This is a genomic window from Clostridium beijerinckii HUN142, from assembly GCF_000621745.1.
GTDB lineage: Bacteria > Bacillota > Clostridia > Clostridiales > Clostridiaceae > Clostridium > Clostridium beijerinckii_A.
Map to the genome: position 1 here is coordinate 15,002 of NZ_JHXK01000018.1, position 13,826 is coordinate 28,827.

The 13,826-nt window shown below is 30.2% G+C and carries 13 protein-coding genes; 1 reads left to right on the top strand and 12 read right to left on the bottom strand.

The genetic code is table 11. The annotated features are described in order from the left end of the window. Positions 1-74 precede the first annotated feature (74 nt). Positions 75-791 (top strand): pseudouridine synthase, encoded by a 717-nt coding sequence (locus T483_RS0108920; protein WP_026886549.1) that lies wholly within the window; start codon positions 75-77, stop codon positions 789-791. Between the two features lie 412 nt (positions 792-1,203). Here the strand turns inward: T483_RS0108920 and T483_RS32095 are convergent, their stop codons facing one another. The 12 genes from T483_RS32095 to T483_RS0108980 form a co-directional block, all read right to left on the bottom strand. Then, a complete protein-coding gene (locus T483_RS32095; RefSeq protein ID WP_026886550.1) occupies positions 1,204-2,016 on the bottom strand; it encodes a lytic transglycosylase domain-containing protein in 813 nt (270 codons plus the stop codon). Between the two features lie 46 nt (positions 2,017-2,062). Then, positions 2,063-4,468, bottom strand: a complete 2,406-nt coding sequence (locus T483_RS0108930; RefSeq protein WP_026886551.1) for a triple tyrosine motif-containing protein — start codon at positions 4,466-4,468, stop codon at positions 2,063-2,065. Positions 4,469-4,727: 259 nt separating this feature from the next. Then, the gene (locus T483_RS0108935) at positions 4,728-5,159 is read right to left on the bottom strand and encodes a YaiI/YqxD family protein (protein ID WP_026886552.1); all 432 of its coding nucleotides are present in this window, start codon (positions 5,157-5,159) and stop codon (positions 4,728-4,730) included. A 7-nt stretch (positions 5,160-5,166) separates the two neighbouring features. Further along, on the bottom strand, positions 5,167-6,516 hold the full coding sequence (locus T483_RS0108940) for a glucose-6-phosphate isomerase (protein WP_026886553.1): 1,350 nt from the start codon (positions 6,514-6,516) through the stop codon (positions 5,167-5,169). 413 nt (positions 6,517-6,929) lie between these two features. Further along, positions 6,930-7,745, bottom strand: coding sequence for an SDR family oxidoreductase (locus T483_RS0108945; protein WP_026886554.1), 816 nt, complete (start codon positions 7,743-7,745; stop codon positions 6,930-6,932). 81 nt (positions 7,746-7,826) lie between these two features. Further along, positions 7,827-8,195, bottom strand: a complete 369-nt coding sequence (locus T483_RS0108950; protein ID WP_026886555.1) for a glucitol/sorbitol-specific PTS transporter subunit IIA — start codon at positions 8,193-8,195, stop codon at positions 7,827-7,829. Positions 8,196-8,259: 64 nt separating this feature from the next. Further along, on the bottom strand, positions 8,260-8,940 hold the full coding sequence (locus T483_RS0108955) for a fructose-6-phosphate aldolase (protein ID WP_026886556.1): 681 nt from the start codon (positions 8,938-8,940) through the stop codon (positions 8,260-8,262). Positions 8,941-9,059: 119 nt separating this feature from the next. Continuing rightward, positions 9,060-10,070: a PTS glucitol/sorbitol transporter subunit IIB gene (gene srlE, locus T483_RS0108960; RefSeq protein WP_026886557.1), complete on the bottom strand. Its 1,011-nt coding sequence runs from the start codon at positions 10,068-10,070 to the stop codon at positions 9,060-9,062. A 17-nt stretch (positions 10,071-10,087) separates the two neighbouring features. After that, positions 10,088-10,636, bottom strand: a complete 549-nt coding sequence (gene srlA / locus T483_RS0108965; protein WP_026886558.1) for a PTS glucitol/sorbitol transporter subunit IIC — start codon at positions 10,634-10,636, stop codon at positions 10,088-10,090. A 15-nt stretch (positions 10,637-10,651) separates the two neighbouring features. Then, positions 10,652-11,104 (bottom strand): transcriptional regulator GutM, encoded by a 453-nt coding sequence (locus tag T483_RS0108970; RefSeq protein ID WP_026886559.1) that lies wholly within the window; start codon positions 11,102-11,104, stop codon positions 10,652-10,654. A gap of 14 nt (positions 11,105-11,118) precedes the next feature. Then, positions 11,119-13,044, bottom strand: a complete 1,926-nt coding sequence (locus T483_RS0108975; protein WP_026886560.1) for a BglG family transcription antiterminator — start codon at positions 13,042-13,044, stop codon at positions 11,119-11,121. A 442-nt stretch (positions 13,045-13,486) separates the two neighbouring features. Continuing rightward, a complete protein-coding gene (locus tag T483_RS0108980; RefSeq protein WP_026886561.1) occupies positions 13,487-13,810 on the bottom strand; it encodes a hypothetical protein in 324 nt (107 codons plus the stop codon). Positions 13,811-13,826 lie beyond the last annotated feature (16 nt).

Consider the following 13,826-nt stretch of genomic DNA (forward strand, 5'->3'; position numbering starts at 1 on the left):
TGTTATGATACTTATTATTATGGTAAAATAAATCAATATATAAATTAAGCAAATAGACGATTGGAGTGGATAATTTGGAAAGATTAGATAAAATAATTTCTAATTTGGGATATGGAAGCAGAAAAGATGTTAAATCCTTCGCTAAAAAGGGAATCATAGAAGTTGATGGTTTAGTTGTAAAAGATAGTGGCCTTCTTGTTGATCCTGAAAAATCCGTTATAAAAATCAATGGTGAGGAAATACTATATCGTAAATACATATATTTGATGATGAACAAACCTGACGGAGTTATATCGGCTACTCATGACAATAAAGATGAAACAGTTATTGATTTATTAAACCTAGAACATCAGGTCTTTGATCCCTTTCCTATTGGCAGATTAGATAAGGACACTGTTGGCTTATTATTACTAACTAATGATGGTGAATTAAACCATAGATTGATTTCACCTAAATGGCATGTTGATAAAGTATATTATGCTGAAATAGATAAAAGAGTTGATGAAAAAGATATAACAGCATTTAAGAATGGAATTACTTTAGATGACGGGTATAAATGTTTAGAAGCGCATCTTGAAATATTATCAAGCAGTAGCGACAGATCTGAAATAAGACTTACAATTCAAGAAGGCAAATTTCATCAAGTAAAAAGAATGTTTGAAGCAGTTGGAAAAAATGTAACTTACCTTAAAAGAGAAGAATTTGGAGGCCTATTATTAGATCCAGATTTAGAAGAAGGCGAATATAGAGAATTAACAGATGAAGAATTAAGCCTTTTAAGGAGCTATTAACGAATATTAAATAATTTTGCAATAAAATAATTCATTTCTTTCAAAAATATTCACATTTTTTATTAAATCACTTGCATTATTAATAATAATACCCTATAATATTCTTGCAAGGATAAATAAAAGGAATATATAGCCCCCTTTTTATTTATTGCTTATTGCTTATTGCTAAAGCGCAACCTAGCCCCAAGGGTTGCGTTTTTTATTATGATTTTTTGAAAACATTTACTTAACATTTGAATACGATAACAAAATAGATTCAACTCAAAAATGTCTATATTGTTAATAATATTAACAAATAGCAAAAAAACTGCATGAAAAAAACCATCAGTAACCTTAGGTTGGTTTTTTTCATGCAGTTTTTCATATCATTATAACTATTTTATTCCTGAAAAAATCTAGAATGCAAAACATCCTAGACTCCATTTCTATAGTATCCCATCACTTTCGGAACATAATTCTGAGTTTCTTGCGGCATTTTATATAAGTCTGAAGCTGATGACACACCTCTTCTTTGCATAGTTCCAGGTCCTCCATTGTATGCCATAAGGGCCATCTCTGCGTTTCCATTATATTTATCTAAATACTCTTTAAGCAACTTAGTTCCGCCATTAACGTTTTGATCAACATCATATCCATTATTTATACCTAAATGTGAAAAATTCTCTGGCATTATCTGCATTAACCCAGCGGCTCCAACACCAGATGTTGAATTAGCATCAAAATCAGACTCTTGCTTAATTATAGCTAATATTAGATTTGGATCTACTCCATATTTTTTAGATGCGTCATCTACAGCTGAATATATTTTCTTAATATCAGCTCCACTTTTCTTAGACAATACAGATTCAGAATTTTTTGTGAAACCTATATAATTATTAGTTAAAACCATTGGTATTTCTTCTAGATCTTGTCCTGTGACATATGTTTGGGCTACTCTAGGCGAATTATTTAAATTTATATTATTTTTTGAATTCAAGTTTTCACTATTGGTTGTTTCACTTTTTCCTTCTTTTGTATTCCCATTTGATTCAGCACTATCATTTTCTTTAGATTTTTTTGATGAATCCATAAGATTTTTCATGACTAGCTGAAATGCTAAATCTTTTTCACCACCTGTGCTATTACTAGAATCAGAGTCAGAATCATTTGTTACTTGTCCATTGCTTAGCATATTCATTGCTAATAATTGTTCATTTGATATTTTATCTAAACCATCTATTGCCATATTAAAACAACCTTTCTCGAAAATTTATCCTATGTTTATTTTCGAGTTATGCTTTTAAACCTTTAACATAAAATGTTACTTCAGCATAATCTTCATAACTAACTTTTTTATAATAACTCTTGGCTAAAGCTAAAATCTTATATTTTCCTTGAGTAAACGGCATAAAACTATAATAATGCTTTCTACTATATGCTTGCACCTTTCTCCACTCATTATTCTCCATTAAATAAAATTCATAACAAACGTTTTTCCCGCCCCTGCTTATGGCTTCAAATGTAAGTTCTTCATTTACATGTCCTTCTAGTGTATTCGCTATTATATTAGTTTCTATCACAGGAGGTGCTTCACTTACATATAAATTTATCTGCTTCTTAGAATCATATTCACTCGTACATTTAACATTCTTAGCATAAATTTCTATAGTGTATTTACCAGCAGTTTTAGGTATAAATCTTAACTTTCTATTTTTAGAAAACTCTGTCTGCTCAATTGAATGTCCATTAATTTTAGTTTCATATTTCAGTAAAATATTCTGTGTATTTTGAACAATACATTCAAATTCCACAGCTTCTCCAATCAAATGTGTTTCCTTATAAGGAAGTATTATATAATCTATTTCACCTGGTAGGTATTCTAGTGCCTTTAAATATATAACTGTTTGAGCATCATAAGATTTATCTGAATACTTATCCTTAAGTCTTATTTCTACCTCATACTCTCCAGCTTGGTTAGGAATAAAATTTATCCAGTTAGATTTATTATAATCTACCCACTCTAACCTTCTTCCATCCTTTCTAATGGTGAATGCATATTGAAGCTTTATTCCACCTTCAGCATTTACCGTTATATTAACAGGTTCCCCTACAATAATCTTCTTTTCTTTATCAACTACAATATCTAAAATTTTTACTGGCTTTTCACTCTTTTTCTCAATATTGAATATAATTTTTTTGAAATCTTCATAATCACCTTTATAATTAATATCCTTAACATAAAGTATAATTTCATATTCTCCAGCTTCAGATGGTTTCCATACAAATTCACTCTTTTCTATAAATCCCGTGTCCTCTTTGATAGGTCCATTAACCTGGTATCTGCATATAACTTTATTTCCACCTTCTATTTCCGAAGTAAACTTTATACTACTTCCACTTACTCTAGGAGAATTTGAATCAGCTACGAAATTATTAATCCTAATCGTCTCATATGGTTTAACATTGTATACCAAAATAGCTCTATCATCATACTCTTTATTTGAAAATATACTTTTTACAAGACATAAAATTCTGTAACTTCCCGCCTCTGTTTCTTTATAATACACGTCATTTTTCGTTGAATAGTCTTGTATACAAATTGATTTTCCATCTTTATATATTTTATAAAATTTATATAGCAAAACAATATCTTCATTACTAACAGATTCTTCAATATTTGTTTCTACTATAAAGCCAAGCTTTTCTCCCGCCATTAATGAGTTATTTAAACATCTGAAATTAGTTATTTCTACTTTATCAATTTCCCTAACTTTTAGCGTGATAATTCTATGATCTTCAAACGTTTCAGTAGAATCCATTCTTTTGCACTGAATTAAAAATTCTTTATTTCCTGACTCATTTGCTGTATATTTTAAAATATTACTTTTATCATAATCCTTAATTATATCCCATTCATTATTCCTTTTTATATAATATCTATATAAATACAAATTCTCATCATCTGTTTTTATTTCAATACAACATTTTTCTCCAACTTTTATTTCCTCTTTATCTATACTGATATCTTTTATAAAACTTGGTTCTATTTGAGCATTGTTTTCAATTAATATTTTATTGAGAACTTCTTCATTATATTGAGTGTTGTCTGATATATCATCAACTTCTTTTATATTATCAGATAATGATATTTTTTCATCAGCATAGCTATTTGACATTAATACTTCTTTCTCAGCTCTGGAAATTTCCTTAACTTCAAGAAACACTACATTATTTTCTATATTGTTTATTGCTTCCTTAAATTCAATATTGCATAAAGTTGGTTCTTCTTTTTCAGACGTTAGCGAATTACCAACCTTACCTTTATAAGCACTTTTAATTTCTTCATCATTAGTAACATCTTGAATACTAGTATCTTTATCCACAGTATTGCTCACTTCCTCTGTCACTATAGAATAGTCCTCCTTGGCTAAATAATCTAAAGGCTTTTTTCCATCCCTCTCTCTGGCTTGTACCATAACCATATACTCCCCTTCTCTTTTAGGATTCCATATGCAATCATTTTTTTCAGAAAATTCTTGTATAGTATTCCAAACCCCACCTTTGCCAACAATAAACTTATATTCTAAGTTTTCTATTTCCCCATCTATTTTACCAGATATATTTATCTCCGTGCCAACTTTTTGTGGTGCTTGCTTATCAAAAGCTATCTCAACATATTTTAACTGAAGTTCCTCCATAAATTGATACTCCTTTCATAACAATTCTCAAAATGACCCTTATTATTATATTATACATTTATACCATTTTTTGTAAATAACTTCAGTTTATTTTTTATTTGATTATATCATAAATACCTATATAAACTCATATATTAGTAAGATGATTTTTTCTATAAATCAGCTCTTCCAATCAAAATTAGAATCATAGCTAAAATATACCTTATAAAATTTTTTTATCACATAAAAATAGAAGCTCTTATTTAAGCTTCTAAAATGATCAACTAGTTATAAGTTTTAATAAGTTTTTTTCCAACCTTATATTATCTTCTTCAGTTCTTTTTTTTGGATTAAAGGTCTTTCCTCCACCCCTTCTTATTTTCTGTGATATATGTCTTTCTTCCAATAATCTATCTATATTCTTCTCATCATATACATGTCCCTTAGGATTTATTACTTTCGCTTTTTTAGATAAGCATATTGCAGCTACACCATAATCTTGGGACACAATTATGTCACCTTCTTTAGTCTCATTCATTACATACATATCTACACTTTGAAATCCACTATCAACAACTTTAACCACAGAATAATTACTCTGTATGAAATGATGAATATCGCAATAAATTGTTACTGAAATATTATGTTCTTTTGCTACTTTTTCAATAATGGAGATACCTGGGCAGGCATCTCCATCAATAATAATCTTCATAATTAAATTAAAGTCTCTTTTCTAGTTGAGCCTTCATATCTTCATATCCCGGCTTACCTAATAAAGCAAACATATTCTTTTTATAAGCTTCAACACCTGGTTGATTAAATGGATTTATTGCTAAAAGATATCCACTTATTCCACAAGCCTTTTCAAAGAAATAAACCATATATCCAAAATAATATGCTGAAATTTCTGGTACATTTAATATCATATTAGGAACTCCCCCGTCATTGTGAGCTAATAAAGTTCCTTCAAATGCTTTTTTATTAACGAAATCCATAGTCTTTCCAGCCAAGAAATTTAATCCGTCTAAATCACTGTCAGCTTCTTCTATGTTTATTTCATATTTTGGTTTTTCAATGTTTACAACTGTTTCAAACATTATTCTTCTTCCATCTTGGATATATTGACCCATTGAGTGAAGATCTGTTGAAAAATCTACTGCTGCTGGGAACAATCCTTTATGGTCTTTACCTTCTGATTCTCCGTATAGTTGTTTCCACCATTCGTTGAAATAATGAAGTGATGGTTCGTAATTTACTAATACTTCAATTGATGCTCCTTTATTATATAAAGCATTTCTAGCTGCTGCATACTTATAAGCGTCGTTTTCTTTAATTGATGGTACTGAATAAGCTGTTCTTGCATCTGCAGCACCTTTCATCATTTCATCAATATCGATTCCAGCCGCAGCTATTGGCAATAATCCAACTGCTGTTAATACTGTAAATCTTCCTCCAACATCATCTGGAACTACAAAAGTTTCATATCCTTCTGAATCAGCTAATGTCTTTAAAGCACCTCTAGCCTTATCAGTTGTTGCATATATTCTCTTTCTTGCTTCTTCTACACCATATTTCTTTTCTAAATATGATTTTAAAATTCTAAATGCAATCGCAGGTTCTGTAGTTGTACCTGATTTTGAAATTACATTTAGACTTACATCTTTTCCTTCAATTACTTGTAGAAGCTCTGCCATATATGTTGAACTTATGTTATTTCCAGCAAAAAATATTTGTGGAACTTTTCTCTTATCACTTCCTAATACATTATGGAAGTTATTTGTTAACATTTCAATAGCTGCTCTAGCTCCAAGATATGATCCACCTATTCCAATAACTATTAAAACATCAGAATCTGATTTAATCTTTTCTGCTGCCTTTTTAATTCTTGCAAATTCTTCTTTATCATAATCTACAGGAAGGTCCACCCAACCTAAAAAATCATTGCCTGCTCCTGTTTTATTGTGTAAATCTTCATGAACAGCCTTAACCATACTTTCCATATTTTCAAGTTCTGCTTCTTCTAAATAAGGAGAAACTTTTGATAAGTCTAGTGATATTCCTTTATTCATTCTTCTATCCTACCTCCATATATAACTAAAAATAATTTTATTATTCAATTATATCATAAATTCTCAATATCTTATCTTCGCTTTTGATTTTTTTACAAATAATCTATTAAATAATAACTTTAATTTAATCTCATTTAATCTTTACTCGATTCTATTTTTACTAATTATATAAATTAATATGCATCTTATCCCTTACACGTCTTAATTTATTTTTAATAGCATCAATAACATATTGTTTATTAAATATCAATAATTTTTTAAAACTTTAAAAGAGAAAACTGGGTTTTCTCTTTATAAAATATAATTTATATACTTTTTAGTTATCAAAACCTAAGTAACTTTGTTAATTTTTTAACCCACTCCATGATAGATGGCCAAATAATTAAAATTACTTTGTATTAATATTTTTTTATTTAACCTCTTGTTTTCCCTCCAGCAATATTATAAGTAACTCCATGAATATAACTTGCTCTATCACTAGCTAAATAACACACCAAATCTGCAACTTCCGAAAGCTTTCCTGATCTTCCCAACGGAGTAGTTGAAGTTTTACTATACCCTGCTCTTAGCTCTTCTACAGTAATTCCTCTTGTATAAGCTAATGCTGTTTCATATTCTAAAGTTCTGAGTCCTGTCGCTTCTAGAATCCCTGGAGCAACTCCGACAACTCTTATACCTATTTTCCCCAATTCCTTTGCCCATGAGCGAGTTAGAGAATTTACTGCATTTTTACTTGCTGCATAAACGCTTTGCCCTTCTGATCCTTCCAATCCACTTTCAGAAGACATGTTTATAATAACCCCTCTTCCTTGACTTGCCATCTCCCTAGCAGCCACTTGAGCACATAAAAATACTCCTTTTACATTTACATTCATAACTTTATCCCAAACATTTTCGTCTAACTCAAATTTTCCTTTTGGTTCTTTTTTATCCACTAATAATCTAGGAATATTAATACCTGCATTATTTACAATTATATCAATACTTCCAGTAATCTCTTTTGCCTTCTCAATCATTTTTTCTACGCTACATCTATCCGCAACATTAGTAATTATATATTCTACATGTCCACTATGTTCATCAAACTCAGGTTTGTTTGGATTCATATCACAAACAACTACATTTGCACCATTATTTAAAAACTCTTGTGCAACTGCCTTGCCAATACCAGATGCTCCCCCTGTCACAATTACTGTTTTCCCCTCTAAATTAAGCCATGTATTTTCCATAAAAATTCCTCCTGATCATTCAACTTCATTATTTAATACCATTTTATTAGATACTTCGATTTCGTATAAATCTAGATATAATTATGATAAGATAGATATTTCACTTCCTATTTTAAGTTTAGGAATCTCCTTTTTCTCCACACAAATTGTTCCTGCTAAAGTGGGTACTCTAGAACCATTAAATGCAACAGTTATATGCCCCAAACTCACTAGATTTTTCTCAGCTACGTCTCCAACAGCCGTTATTTCAAAAGCTATTCCATCAATCATAAAAACTTGTCCCGGTTTAATTATTTCTTTAACTTCTTTTATATTAATAGAGTAACAGTAATCTGCTAGTGTATCTGGTGCATTGTCTCCAAAAAATATTATCATTCCTTCTTCTAAGAATGTTTCTGCTAAATCTCCTAAGGCCTTTACTTTATTTTCATAGATTATCTTACTACTCATAGATACTTTCGTCCCTTCAAATATATTTATTTCTAAAATTATTATTTGCTCTAAGCTACTTAGATTATTGGCAATTTAACATGGTATTACCTTGACCACATAATATCTCAAAATCTTTTTTAAAGTTCTCCACAGCCACATCCACGCAATCGTTTTTAATTAAACCTTCAATTACATCAGATGAAATCGTAGCCGCTCCAATTCCATGCTTGCACAATTCTAATACTTGTTGTGAATTCTTAAAACTAGCTGCTAACACTTCTGTTTTTAAATTGTTTTTTTCAAAAATATCATGAATGTCTTTTGCCACTTGAACACCGTTTGCTCCCAAATTATCAATTCGATTTACATATGGGGCAGCATATTGAGCACCCGCTTTTCCAGCTAGATATGCTTGCATTTGAGTATATATAGCAGTAGCGGTAACATTAATTTCTTCTTTTCTAAGAATTTTTATAACCTTTAATCCATCTTTAGTTACAGGTATCTTTACATAAGTATTTTTACCTAATTCTTTAATGATCTTATGTGCTTCGTTAAGCATATCTTCTGAACTTTCAGAAATCACCTGTACATGTAATTCCAAGTTTTCTCCAATAAATTCACGTATTTCTTTTAATATTTCATATGGCTGTTTTCCATATTTATATAAAATACTCGGATTACTAGTTACCCCATCAATCGGGAATACGCTAAAAACATCTTTTATTTTTTCAATATCTACATCATCAATAATTAGCTTCATTATAGATAAACCTCCTTTTATTCCACTCCTTACTTATAAATTAATAATATACTTTTCCTGGTGCAATTGAGCAATTCATAAGAACTACTCAATCACAATTAATTAAAGTAAATTATAGTTTATTGATACAATCCTATACTTGCAACCCACGCAACTGCTACTCTAGGTACACCAATCATGAAACGTGAATATAATACGGATGGAACGCCAACTTCTACTGTTTCTGGTTCTGCTTCAGCTAAACCTAAACCTACTGGGATAAAGTCACATGCACATTGTGTATTAATAGCGAACAATGCTGGTAATGCTAAGCTTGGAGGAATAGTTCCTTTACCTATCTCAACACCAATTAAAGTACCAACGATTTGTGCAATAACTGCACCTGGTCCGAGTAATGCTGATAATAGAGGAATAGAGCATATGAATCCAAGAATCATAAGTCCGATTCCGTTTCCAGCTAATGGGACTAAGATTTTGGCGAACCAATTACCAAATCCAGAACCTTGTATAATTCCTATTAGCATTGCAACGAATGCCATGAATGGTAATATTGTTGTAATCATTGATTGAACTGCATCACGACCTGCTTGGTATAATGTATTTACAACTTTACCTGCTCCCATACCAATTTTTTGAACAATGCTAGATTTACTGTTTTCAGCTAAACTTTGTGATACCTTTTTATCTGCGCTATATTTAAATTCTCTTTTTCCTTCTTCAGATGCTTTTGTAGTCTTTATGGGTTCTGCACTCGAATCAGCTAAAGAAATTTGATTTAAGCCAACCGAAGATACATAAATATCTTCTGTAATGAATTTTGCTAAAGGACCACTTTTACCTACTGGCATAACATTTATTGTCGGAATTCTCTTTTGTGGATATATTCCACAGCGAAGTGTTCCACCACAATCAATAATAACTAAGAAAATTTGTTCCTCTGGTACAGATGTTTTAAATCCATTTACTGCTTTACATCCTGTTAAACTAACAATCTTTTCTACAATTTCAGGTTCAGCTCCACCACCTGTAATATATAATAATGTATCTTTTCCTTCTTCAGGTTTTACTGTAAGTGGACCACCAAAACCTCCACTACCTTTTACAATTTTGATTGCATTATATTTTTCCATATGAATACCCTCCTAAACTAATTTGCCTTAAGTTGATTACTTAATTGAATCCCCTGTTGTCTCATAACAATCTTTGTAGTAAAATCAGTTACCCATCCTGCAAAGAAATTCATTACTAAACCTACTAATAAATAACGAAGTCCTAAAGCTGTTGGATCAAGGCCAAGAGTTGTAATACCATTTGCAATACCTAGATAAATGAATATTTCACCTACATTAATGTGAGGGAAAATACCACTGTTTGTGTGACAATGATACGATGCTGATGCATAGTAGCTTGGTTTCATTCTTTCAGGAAGAAATTTCCCCATTGATAATGCCATTGGATTACCTAACATAAAGGCTGATAGGAATGGCAGAACTCCATAAGCTAATATAACATTTTTAGATGCAAACTTTGCAAACCTGTCAACTTTGTCTTGTCCAATAAAAGCAATTATCGAATTCATAAAAACTAAAAGTAATAATACCTTTGGGATAATTCCTGTTACCCAACTGACAAATGTATTTCCACCAACTTCAAATAAATACATAAATCCTTTTGCAAAATAAACAATTGCGTCCATATTAATATCTCCTTTCTAATTGTGAGCTTTTAATTTTTTAACTGTAAAAATATTGCCTAATCTTTGTAATGGACTTTGAGGCTCTACAACTTCACCACCGCCCATAATAACTTTATAATTGGAAGAGGCTTCTAGCACTGCTTTGGTTAATGGTTTAGCTAAGTTCTTACAATCTGCTTCAGTTAATCTACCAACATCTTTTCCTTCAAATCCGTTTAATTTCTTAACCCTTGCAAGTACTGTTATTCCTTGCATATAACCGCCTTCAAGTATAATTCCATTTTGATCGATAGCAAACATTGCAATACATCCAGCACGGAAACCACCTTTTACTTTACCAATTGCAACTCTTCCTCTTCTTCGCAATTTACTATAGTGAGCTGTGAAACTTTTCATTTGAGCAAATGTTAGTATATATTGGAGTATAAATGCAATTCCAAAGCATATAATCAAAAACCAAAAATTCATCATAAACCTCCTACTCATAAATCGAATATATCGTTTTCTTTTGTAAAATGTAAAATTAGTTCTCTATAACTTTTTACCTTTGAAAGAGCCTCAATAGTATTCTTATCATTAGCGATAGCTATAATTTCATCATAAATTTTAACCAAGAGTGTATCATCCTTAGTTTGTTCTGGAAGTCCTACCAAAAATACTAGTTTTCTTTGATTGTTTTCTCCAGCCTTTTCCGGAATTATTCCTAGACTGACTACAATTTCATCATTTTCATAATTAATAGTATGAGGAAATGCTATGGATTCATTGAAAATCATTGTAGACTTTTCTTCTCTTTTTCTTATTCTTTCCTTAAATCCATCATCTACATACCCCTTTGCATATAGACTATCAATCATATAATCAACATTTTCTAAATAACTCAATTGATTATCTAGAATAAAGAAGGTATCTTCATCTAAAATACTTAGTAATATAGAATCCATTCCTTGCATGGATGGCATGTCTAATTTATCTATATACTTAATACTTTTTATCCTTTTCTTTAGCGCTTCTTCATCAAATATTTTCTCTAAATATATTATTGTGGCTGTTGTCTTAAAATTAGCCTGGACAGTAGATAAAATCAAATTATACTTATCTAATATTTCGCTAGTAACTGTGCTATCTGAATACAAATCTATAACTGTGTTCGCATCAAAGATACCTTTTAATTGACTCGCAACTAACCTAGCTGTAACTCTTCCAGTTCCACATATAACTGCAACTTTATATATTTTACTTTTTTCTATTTGCTGTTCTGAAATAAAAACTCCAAAATATGCTGCTATAAATCCAACTTCATCTTGTGTCATTCTTACATCAAGACTTTTTTCAATAACATCTCGTGCTAATTCGGCCATTTTATAGGCTACTTTATATTTTTTCTTAATATCATCTACTATAGGATTATGAATATGAACTCCATATTTTAGACGATTTACTAAGAAAGCCATATGATATATAAAGTCTTTCAAAATATCATCTAACGTAATATTTAAACCCATATCATATTTAATGCGCTCTAATATATGATTTACTAAATTTGATACTTCTTCTGTAATTTCAACGTGTGGTGAAATTCCTTCCACATTAGTCGGAGTATTCATTCCTATAATTGGCAGTGCTAAGAAAATTCTTTCTTTAATCGGAATACTTATAGTAAGCCTTTTTTCGACTGCATCTGATATGGTATTTACCAATGTAAATTCCCAACTTCTTAATAATTCACCATACTTCTCGCTTAATGTATTGATTGTATGTCCATTTAAAAGGCGATCTAAAGTTACAACTAGAGAATGTATGAACGATTCAAAAGTAGTTGTATCAAACTGATATTGATCGGTTATCTCTTTTACCAAATCAATAACATCTTGATCTAATTCATACTCTCCATAAATCATTTCATAAAGGTTCTCAAGTACAAGAAACCTTATATTTAATTCTGTACCTTTTAAAGCTAGTCCATTATTTGTTTTACCTATAATCTTTAAATCGTAGTTATTAAGTATCTCCCTCATTTTCTTTAAATCACTTATTACTGTCGTTCTTCCGACATTCATCTCACATGCCAAGTCATCAGTTAAATATGGCTCTTCACTATTCATAAGCTTATACAAAATAAATGCCATTCTTCTTTGAGGTGAATTAAGAAATTCTTTTTGATTATATATATTAGTCTTAATTTCCTCAAATTTATTATTATCGATAATATAAATTTTATATATTCCTTGCTTATTATCAATTAGTGCAGATCCTTTTAATAAACCATTCAGCTCTTTTACATCATTTTTAACTGTTTTTGAACTAACCTCAAATTTTTCAGCAATGGCGTCAACAGAAATGGAATGTCTTCGTTCAATTAATTTTAGAATTCTTGTCGAACGGTTTTCAGTATAAAAATACTTCATTTTTGCCTCCTTGAAAAGAATCAATACTTATTAATTCATTTAAATTAAAATAAAATTACTACTATTAATCTTACTTTAACTTGTTGTTCTTTGATTTTAGAAGTCTTTAAAAATTATACTCATAGTATAATCTTATGACTATCTTATATTCAAAGGTTGATTTTTTCAAGCGTTTTCGATACCCCCTTTCTTTAATGTAATTATACTTTATAAAATGATAACGATTAATGCTGTCTTTTTCCTCTATAAAGAAAATGTTTGCACAATTGTATTCAATTAGTATTAAAAGTAACTTTTTAATTAACTCTTATCTAATATGAACTATTTAAATTATCACTATAACCATATTTATATTAAATAAAAAAGGTGTTTAACAATGATTTTTCAATCACTTATAAACACCTTTTTTATATAACTACTTAATTATATAATCTAGTTTTGTTTAGCAACATCTACAACATCTATTTCTTCTAATATAGTCTAGAACCTCTTGCTTTGCTTTTTCATATCCATCGCAAAATCCTTTCTTATATCCTGCTGTCTCCCCTGCAGTTTCTCCTGCAGTATTTCCATCCTCAAATCCATCACGATATCCATCTTTATAGCCTTCATTATATGCATCTTCCAACGCATCAGCTAAGCAGTCATCATTTCTTACGTTAGATCCAAGAGTTCCATTATCACAAGGATTGCAATTTCTTCTATCCATTTCTCCACGTTCTTCCGCATTACAACATCTACAATTTCTATTATTTCTGTTTTCCATTATTTCCTCTCCTTCG

Coding starts and splice junctions, on each gene's coding strand:
- T483_RS0108940 (WP_026886553.1), bottom strand. CDS start 6,516: ATGAATAAAGGAATATCACTAGACTTATCAAAAGTTTCTCCTTATTTA.
- T483_RS0108950 (WP_026886555.1), bottom strand. CDS start 8,195: ATGAGTAGTAAGATAATCTATGAAAATAAAGTAAAGGCCTTAGGAGAT.
- T483_RS0108980 (WP_026886561.1), bottom strand. CDS start 13,810: ATGGAAAACAGAAATAATAGAAATTGTAGATGTTGTAATGCGGAAGAA.
- T483_RS0108930 (WP_026886551.1), bottom strand. CDS start 4,468: ATGGAGGAACTTCAGTTAAAATATGTTGAGATAGCTTTTGATAAGCAA.
- T483_RS0108970 (WP_026886559.1), bottom strand. CDS start 11,104: ATGAATTTTTGGTTTTTGATTATATGCTTTGGAATTGCATTTATACTC.
- T483_RS32095 (WP_026886550.1), bottom strand. CDS start 2,016: ATGGCAATAGATGGTTTAGATAAAATATCAAATGAACAATTATTAGCA.
- srlE (WP_026886557.1), bottom strand. CDS start 10,070: ATGGAAAAATATAATGCAATCAAAATTGTAAAAGGTAGTGGAGGTTTT.
- T483_RS0108945 (WP_026886554.1), bottom strand. CDS start 7,745: ATGGAAAATACATGGCTTAATTTAGAGGGGAAAACAGTAATTGTGACA.
- T483_RS0108935 (WP_026886552.1), bottom strand. CDS start 5,159: ATGAAGATTATTATTGATGGAGATGCCTGCCCAGGTATCTCCATTATT.
- srlA (WP_026886558.1), bottom strand. CDS start 10,636: ATGGACGCAATTGTTTATTTTGCAAAAGGATTTATGTATTTATTTGAA.
- T483_RS0108955 (WP_026886556.1), bottom strand. CDS start 8,940: ATGAAGCTAATTATTGATGATGTAGATATTGAAAAAATAAAAGATGTT.
- T483_RS0108975 (WP_026886560.1), bottom strand. CDS start 13,044: ATGAAGTATTTTTATACTGAAAACCGTTCGACAAGAATTCTAAAATTA.